This is a genomic window from Halorubrum sp. SP3 (assembly GCF_005435195.1).
In the GTDB taxonomy this organism is placed as follows: Archaea; Halobacteriota; Halobacteria; order Halobacteriales; family Haloferacaceae; genus Halorubrum; species Halorubrum sodomense.
Window position 1 is genome coordinate 1 of record NZ_SGTU01000440.1, and the last position, 402, is coordinate 402.

The 402-nt window shown below is 55.5% G+C and carries 1 protein-coding gene; it reads left to right on the forward strand.

The genetic code is table 11. From position 1 onward, the window contains the following. On the forward strand, positions 1-286 hold a 286-nt coding region (locus EXE42_RS17170; RefSeq protein WP_137707082.1), incomplete at its 5' end, for a helix-turn-helix transcriptional regulator. Positions 287-402: the final 116 nt, after the last annotated feature.

Consider the following 402-nt stretch of genomic DNA (forward strand, 5'->3'; position numbering starts at 1 on the left):
GTACGACCTCACCGGTTTTCAGCGCGACCTGCTGTACTTGGTCGACGGCCTCAACGACCCCCACGGGCTCGCGATCAAAGCTGAGCTCGAAGAATACTACGAACAAGAGATCCATCACGGGCGGCTCTATCCGAATCTCGACACCCTCGTTGAGAAAGGACTCATCGAAAAAAGCCAACGCGATAAGCGGACCAACGAGTACACTACCACTCGGCGCGGGACCAGAGAAATCGAAGCCCGAGTTGAGTGGGAAGACCAGTACATCAATCGCGACACAGCGGATTGACCGACTCAGCTGATTCGATAGCGATACCAGGGCGGTACACAACCACCTCAATCACGCGGGATAGTCGATTTCGCTCGGTTAGTGTCCGTCTGCGAGATTGAGCTACACGCTTGGGA